This is a genomic window from Streptomyces sp. H39-C1 (genome assembly GCF_027158125.1).
Taxonomy (GTDB): domain Bacteria; phylum Actinomycetota; class Actinomycetes; order Streptomycetales; family Streptomycetaceae; genus Actinacidiphila; species Actinacidiphila fildesensis.
The window spans coordinates 1-6,489 of the sequence record NZ_JAPVLS010000180.1 but is presented as its reverse complement, the minus strand read 5'-3'; the positions used below and the strand labels follow the sequence as shown (position 1 = coordinate 6,489).

At 65.8% G+C, this 6,489-nt stretch carries 6 protein-coding genes and 1 pseudogene; 5 read left to right on the top strand and 2 right to left on the bottom strand.

The window, feature by feature from the left end; genetic code table 11:
• Positions 1-130: 130 nt before the first annotated feature.
• From O3W51_RS46750 to O3W51_RS46740, 3 genes and pseudogenes are all read left to right on the top strand, one after another.
• Positions 131-278 (top strand): annotated as a pseudogene (locus O3W51_RS46750) (IS5/IS1182 family transposase); the annotation flags it as partial.
• 218 nt (positions 279-496) lie between these two features.
• Entirely contained in the window at positions 497-1,990 is a 1,494-nt protein-coding gene (locus tag O3W51_RS46745) for an AAA family ATPase (protein ID WP_269290103.1), read from the top strand.
• 20 nt (positions 1,991-2,010) lie between these two features.
• The gene (locus O3W51_RS46740; RefSeq protein ID WP_269290101.1) at positions 2,011-2,841 is read left to right on the top strand and encodes a hypothetical protein; all 831 of its coding nucleotides are present in this window, start codon (positions 2,011-2,013) and stop codon (positions 2,839-2,841) included.
• 72 nt (positions 2,842-2,913) lie between these two features.
• On the opposite strand, the gene O3W51_RS46735 is transcribed toward O3W51_RS46740, so the two are convergent.
• A complete protein-coding gene (locus O3W51_RS46735; RefSeq protein WP_269290099.1) occupies positions 2,914-4,011 on the bottom strand; it encodes an IS630 family transposase in 1,098 nt (365 codons plus the stop codon).
• Positions 4,012-4,101: 90 nt separating this feature from the next.
• Positions 4,102-4,284: a hypothetical protein gene (locus O3W51_RS46730; RefSeq protein ID WP_269290097.1), complete on the bottom strand. Its 183-nt coding sequence runs from the start codon at positions 4,282-4,284 to the stop codon at positions 4,102-4,104.
• Positions 4,285-5,806: 1,522 nt separating this feature from the next.
• On the opposite strand from O3W51_RS46730, the gene O3W51_RS46725 reads away from it, so the two are divergent.
• On the top strand, positions 5,807-6,073 hold the full coding sequence (locus O3W51_RS46725; protein ID WP_269290095.1) for a helix-turn-helix transcriptional regulator: 267 nt from the start codon (positions 5,807-5,809) through the stop codon (positions 6,071-6,073).
• The gene (locus O3W51_RS46720) at positions 6,073-6,411 is read left to right on the top strand and encodes a hypothetical protein (protein ID WP_269290093.1); all 339 of its coding nucleotides are present in this window, start codon (positions 6,073-6,075) and stop codon (positions 6,409-6,411) included. Before O3W51_RS46725 ends, O3W51_RS46720 begins: the two co-directional genes overlap by 1 nt.
• Positions 6,412-6,489 lie beyond the last annotated feature (78 nt).

Sequence of the window (6,489 nt, the reverse complement as noted above, 5' to 3'; positions counted from 1 at the left end):
CGACATCCGCGCCTGGGTGAAGAACTGGAACGAGGATCCCAAGCCATTCATCTGGACCAAGACGGCGGAAGAGATCCTCGACTCCCTCGCACGCTTCTGCCGACGGATCTCCGGCGCAGGACACTAGCACCGAGCCGGCTGCCAGTGGGCCTACTTGCCGCATGAATCTGCCGCAGATGAGCGCGACGTACTACTACTTCGCCGCGTGGCGGGACAGCGGGAGTGGCGAGGTCATCCATGAACTCTTGCACTGCCAGGTCCGCAAGAAGCCGCTGCGGCCCGCTGCCCGGACGCAGCGGGGCTGAGGGGCACATCCGGCCCAGGAGACGGGGCCCGGGACCGGCGGGTTTGGTGCGGGAGAAAAGTGGTTGTGGCGGCGTACGGGCCTGCCCGGTAACTAGGCTTATCGCCTGTGGATGGTGCGCCCTGATGTTCCGCGTGTGGGTGAGCGCTGTCCTGGCCGACTTCGCGGCAGGGTGCCGCTCAGGGAGGAAGCGTGCAGTTCACCGTCCTGCCCGTCCGGACGCGACCTCGGGTGCGCGTCGCGCGCCAGGTGTTCCTGGTCGAGGACGACTGGGACGACTACCACTTCAAGACGACCTTTCGCCTGCTCTACAGCGACGGCACGGAGATTCACGAGGCCGGGCAGGTCAAGATCGGCCGGTTCGGGATGCGCGAGCATGAGCGTACGACGCTGGCCGATCACTTCGAGTCGGTCGACGAAGGGTTCTTCTCCCTCGGACAGGACGACACCTACTACGAAATGCTCCGCGACCTGGGCGATGACGTCCGGCTCGCGGTCCTGGTCTCCCTGCGCGACGTCGCCTACGACCAGGAACTGCTCGCCAGAGCCCTCGACGAAGAGGTGACGCGGGCGTCGCTGCTTCGTTCGGTCTCCCGGGAGACGGTGGTCCACCAGTTCCATCGGATCGCCCGGGGCGGCGCCCGGCTGACGCCGTTCGACTTCTCCTACACGGCCCCGGCCCCGAGGATCGGGGGAGGGGATCCCCTGACCCTTTCGTTCACGGTGAAGCCGGGGGCATCGCCACCGACGAACGTGCACGCCCTGATCGGCAGCAACGGCGTCGGCAAAACGCGTCTGCTCAGCCACCTGGCCAGAGCAGTCGCAGACGGATCCGCCACCGTGGAGGAAGTCGGCCAGGTCACCAACCTGACCGGCACCGGGCCCGTCTTCACCAACATGGTCTCCGTTGCCTCCAGCGCTTTCGACCTCCTCACCCCCGTGCAGGAGGCCAATGGAACCCACCACGCCCATGTCACGCTCGCCCGCGGCAGTATCCACAGCGACGACATGGCGCCCACCGAGCGCTTCGGCCAACTGGTATCGGGACTTACCGGAGCCCGGCTGGATCGCTGGCAGACCGCCCTGGCCACCCTGGCCGAGGCCGACCCGCTGTTCCGGGACGCGGACATACTCGCAACCAGCCGGCTGGCGCCCGACTACTTCCCAGCCGACTCCGAGGATGCGTTCGACAGGCTCAGCTCTGGGCACAAGATCGTGCTGCTCGCCATCACCAACCTCGCGGACCTCGTCACCGAGACCACCCTGGTCCTCATCGACGAGCCCGAGACCCATCTCCACCCGCCCCTGCTGGCCGCCTTCATCCGGGCCGTCTCCGACCTCCTCGCCGACCGCAACGGCGTCGCCGTCATCGCTACCCACTCACCCGTGGTCCTGCAGGAAACGCCCCGCAAATGCGTGTGGGTCCTTCGCCGGTCCGGGCAGGTCATGCGGGCCATGCGACCCGCCATCGAGACCTTCGGCGAGAACGTGAGCATCCTCACCCATGAGGCATTCGGGCTCGAAGTCACGCGGTCGGGCTTCCATCGGGACCTAGAGCAGGCCGTGAACGACGGCCTGGCCTACCACGGGGTCATCGAACGCTTCGGCGGAGAGCTCGGCAGCGAAGCCAAGAGCCTGGTGCGTGTGCTGATCGCCGTCCGCGACCGCCGGGAGCGCCCGCTCTGATGCGCCCGCTCCCTCTACCCGTGCACTCTGCCCGAGACACCTACCGGCTGTGCATCAGCAAAATCCGCGACGATGGCCTCCAACAGCGCCTGGCAGGTTTCGAGGACGGCATCGCCGAAGCGGCGGCGGTCTTCGACGCCGCGGTGCGCGCCACCATCCTGCATACCCTCGACCCGGCAGCGTTCACGCCGGGCACCGTGATAGACCACGTCGAGCTGCTGAAGAACTACACCCAGCGGATGGCCAAGGCAGCCGCCCCGGCCAGACCCGTCTACGACGAACTGAGAACAGCCCCTGCAAGGTGCCCGCTGTGCGACCACCGCGACGTCACCACCCTCGACCACCACCTTCCCAAGAGCATCTTCGCCCTGCTCGCTGTCGCACCGACGAACCTGATCCCCGCCTGCAGCGACTGCAACAAGACCAAGAGCGACACCGCTCCCGGCTGCGCTGAAGAACAGACCCTTCACCCGTACTTCGACAACCTCGGCGACGTCCAGTGGCTCGGCGCCCAGGTTGCCGAGGAAACGCCCACCTTTCTGACGTTCTTCGTCAACGCACCGCCCAGCTGGGAGGGTCTGCTGACAGCGCGCGTCCGCTATCACTTCGACGTCTTCGGGCTCGCCGCTCTCTATGGGGCACAAGCCTCCACCTTCATCGGCGGCCTTCAAGGGTCCGCGCGGCGCCAGCACACGGTGGGAGGCGCCACAGCGGTCCGCGACTTCCTGGAGGACCTCGCCTGCAGTTTTGAAGAAGGGGAGACCATAGGCCCCAACCATTGGACGCCGGTCACACTTCGCGCCCTGGCCTCCAGCGACTGGTTCTGCTCCGTAGACTGTCTCGCCCCTTGAACCAGCCATGTGGTCTGTCTGGCCCCCGGGACCGAGGCGAACGACATGCCGCCGCTTCGAGCTAGTGGCTTGTCACGCAGCCTTGGCCGGGTAAGTGGTCCAGCTGCGGATTGGTGAGCTCGTGGCGAAGTTGGTCTTGGGGCGGGCCTGTTTGTTGTGGTGGCGGACGTAGCCGGCGATGGCGGCGTTCTGCTCGGCGTGGCTGCGGTGGTCGGTGCCGTTGAGCGCGAAGTACCGCAGCGCGGCGAACTCGGACTCGATCCAGTTCAACCAGGACCCGTAGGTAGGCAGGAACACCAGCTCGACCTGGTTGCCCGCGGTCCAGGAACGGACCTCGGCGTGCTTGTGCGGCGAGTAGTTGTCGGCGATCACGTACAGCTTCTCGCCGGGCCAGCGGGCCCGGAGACTCTTGAGGAGCGACAGGAACTCCTGCCACCGTTTGCGCTTGCGGATCCGGTAGAACATCCGGCCGGTGGCCAGGTCCAGGGCTGCGAGCATGTGCATCACCCCGTCGTGGCGGTTGTAGGTAGCGCGCAGCCGGGCCGGTCGGCCTGTCGGCCGCCAGCACTTGCCCTTGCGGGGCATCAGGTTCAGCGGCCCGAACTCATCGACGCAGACCACCCGGCCGTCCGAAGGCGGATGGTCATACAGGTCCAGGACGCGCTGCATCTTGGCGATGAAGTCGGGATCGTTGGAAGACTTCCACGTCGTGGTGGTCTGCCAGGACACCCCGGCTTTGCGCAGGATCCGGCGCAGGTGCTCGCGGCTTATCGAGGCCACGACCTTCCGCTCGGCCAGATGGGCGGCCAGGCTTCTCAAGCTCCAGGTCGACATGCCGGTGATGCCCCACTCGGCGGGGACCGTCCGGGCGATCAGGCAGATCCGCTCACGCGTGTCCTGGCTGATCGTCGGCGGACGGCCCCCGCTCCATTTTGGGTCCAGGGCCTCGAACCCCCGCTCGTTGAACGCGTGGATCACATCACGCGCGTAGTCACTTGTGACCTGCATCAGCGAGGTGATGTTCGGGACCGACTGGCCCTGGGCGGACATCATCACCACGATCGCCCGCCGCAGCTTCACCGGATCCCTGGCGGTCCGGGTGATCCGCTGCAGCCTGCGGCCCTCCTCCATCGATAACGACCGGACGAACACCTCAGGTCGACGAGCCACGACCACCTCCAAGAATCAGCTCCAGGAGACAGCCTGCCAACCCGACCGGACCAGATCAATTACCCGCAGGACACAGTGCCGCCCCGGCTCTCACCGCCAGGACCGCTCGCCGACCTCGCAGTGGTAGCAACGCGCGATAACGCCGTCGTGGTTGTACCACTCGTGCGCACCGCAATCATCGGTGCCTTTCCCGGTGATCCCGCGATCGACCAGGAACCACGGCAGGCCCCGCCGCAGCCGGGTCCGCCACCGATACCTACCCTTGCGCGTCATGCCGCAAGGCTACGGAGTCAAGCAACGTGTTTACCCGGCCAACGTTGCGTGACCAGCCACTAGCTCATCCACGCCAGCCGTGAACTCTCGCAGAAACGTACGATGCCGTTCATCCAAGTCCGAACACCGACGCACGAACCCCCGCCCAGGTACGGCCTCGTCCTCTGCGCGGAATCCCACAAGTGGACCCAGTTCCGGGACTTTTCTGGGACTTCCGGCCGCACCAACGCGCATCGCCGTGAAACAACCAAAAGACCATATTCGCTGGTCAGCACCCCACGGCCGACTATCCCAGCAGGTCACGGAGCTGTCCGGTCCGTTCCGCGACAACTGATCAGTATCGTGGCGGCACAGTTGTGCTCCGCAGAGGCGCGCGCCAGTAGTGCAGGCGGGTAGGCGGCGAGTCGGTCAGAGGCTGGCAACGAAGACGAACAGGCCAAAGAGGATGGCGAGTTGCAGTCAATCGGGTTGACCGCGGCGGCTTGCCGCGGGTGTACAAGGTAGCCAGATCGTTGGAGTTGGTCAGGCAGGTGAAAATGCTGGCTTGTGCGATGAGCTTACTCGCCTCCCGTGAACCGGGCCCTCGGCGTGGTTTCCATGTGGGCTCCACTGCGGTTCGTGTTGAGTGCTTCGTCCAAGGCTGGACGCGACCGGCCCTCGGTCACGCTACCTCCGGTATTGCACACCTTCGAATTCGGCACCTAGCTTCCTTGCGTGCCAGCCTGCCCGGCTTGCATCGGAGTGCGAGGAGCTATTACCGGAGGAAACTCACGATCTCCCTCTTTGGCGTTGGCAGAAGCTCAGACGCTGCTTCCGTAGCGAGGCGATTTCGACATGGCTCCGTCGAGGGTACGTGGGGACTGGAGGCACATGGTTCGCGTCAGGAAATGACCTGACGCTGGCGCAGTTCGTGCTCATCGGTGGCCCGTACGACGGCGGGCAGCACACCAGCGGCCATGACGGCCGGCGCCTCTTCCGCGACGCAGGCAGTCCGCGAGGTGCCTGTGGGACTTCGGGCTTCCCCTGAACCGCGGCACTGCGCCTGCATGGTTGTGCGCCCAACCCCTTCGAGGATCAGCAACATAGCGCGGGATCGCCGGTTGGCCAAACCGGCGATACTGCGGATCATTGATGGCCCAAGGACGCCACCGGCTCAACTTCGCATAGACCCGACGACACCACCCCTACACAACGCAACGCAGCCGACAGCACTACACCATGCCCACGACTGCTCGGAGCCTGTTCCGGGACCCATTGAGGAATCCAGAAATGCGGCCAGGCTTCACAGGGCAAGCTTTTCCTCAGGCGACTCTTTGGAACTGTTTAGGGGGCGCTGGCCGGTATCGGCGTTCTCCGTTGGAGAACTAGCGAAAATTGGGCTGGACTTCGTGCGCCTTCTGTTTAATGGTGTGTCTTGCCCGAGCACCGCCCGGCGCCCTGAAAATTCCCCTCCCCGCAGCCTCCCGAAATCCGCAACTGGTTGCCGCACTCAACCCTGCTCCTCCAACCCCCCGGGAAGTCCATGCACCCAAAAGCACCGACCACCGAAAATTCCCGTCCCCTGCATGACGAGCCATCGCCCGGCCCACTGGCCGGCGGGTGGTACACGACCGAGGAGATAGCGCGTCTGCTGCGGGTCGACGCCTCCTCGGTCCGTCGATGGAGGACTGCCCGGCCCCCGCAGGGACCGCCTTTCGTTCGCCTGTCGGAGCGGGTGGTGATGTACGGCGCCGGCGATGTCGAACGGTGGCTGGCTGATCGCCGCATCGACCCCGCGCAGGCGGTCTGATGCCGTACATAGAGCAATTGCCGATCGCCGTGCCGCTGTCGGCCGATATCGAGCACCGCGCGAACCGGCCGGTCCCCTACCGGGCGCGCGTGCGCTGGACCGATCCACATACCGGCAAACGCCGTTCCCTGTCGGAAGCACGAGCGACCGCAGAGGAAGCGCAGGAGTGTATCGACGCGCTCCTGGCCGCGGCGCTGCGCGGGATCGACCCGACGCGCTCCAACCAGTCGCTTGCCGACTTCGGGAACGCCAATATGCCGCTCGCTCTGCGGGGTCTGGAGGCCAAGACCACCAGGGCGGTTGCAAGTTCCGGGGTCGTGCGGCTGGTCGGGTTGTGACCGGTTGGGGCGCATAGCAGAGCAGGCACGGGCTTCGTGATCATTGTGGTGTCTAAGCCAGATGATCATGAGGTGGCC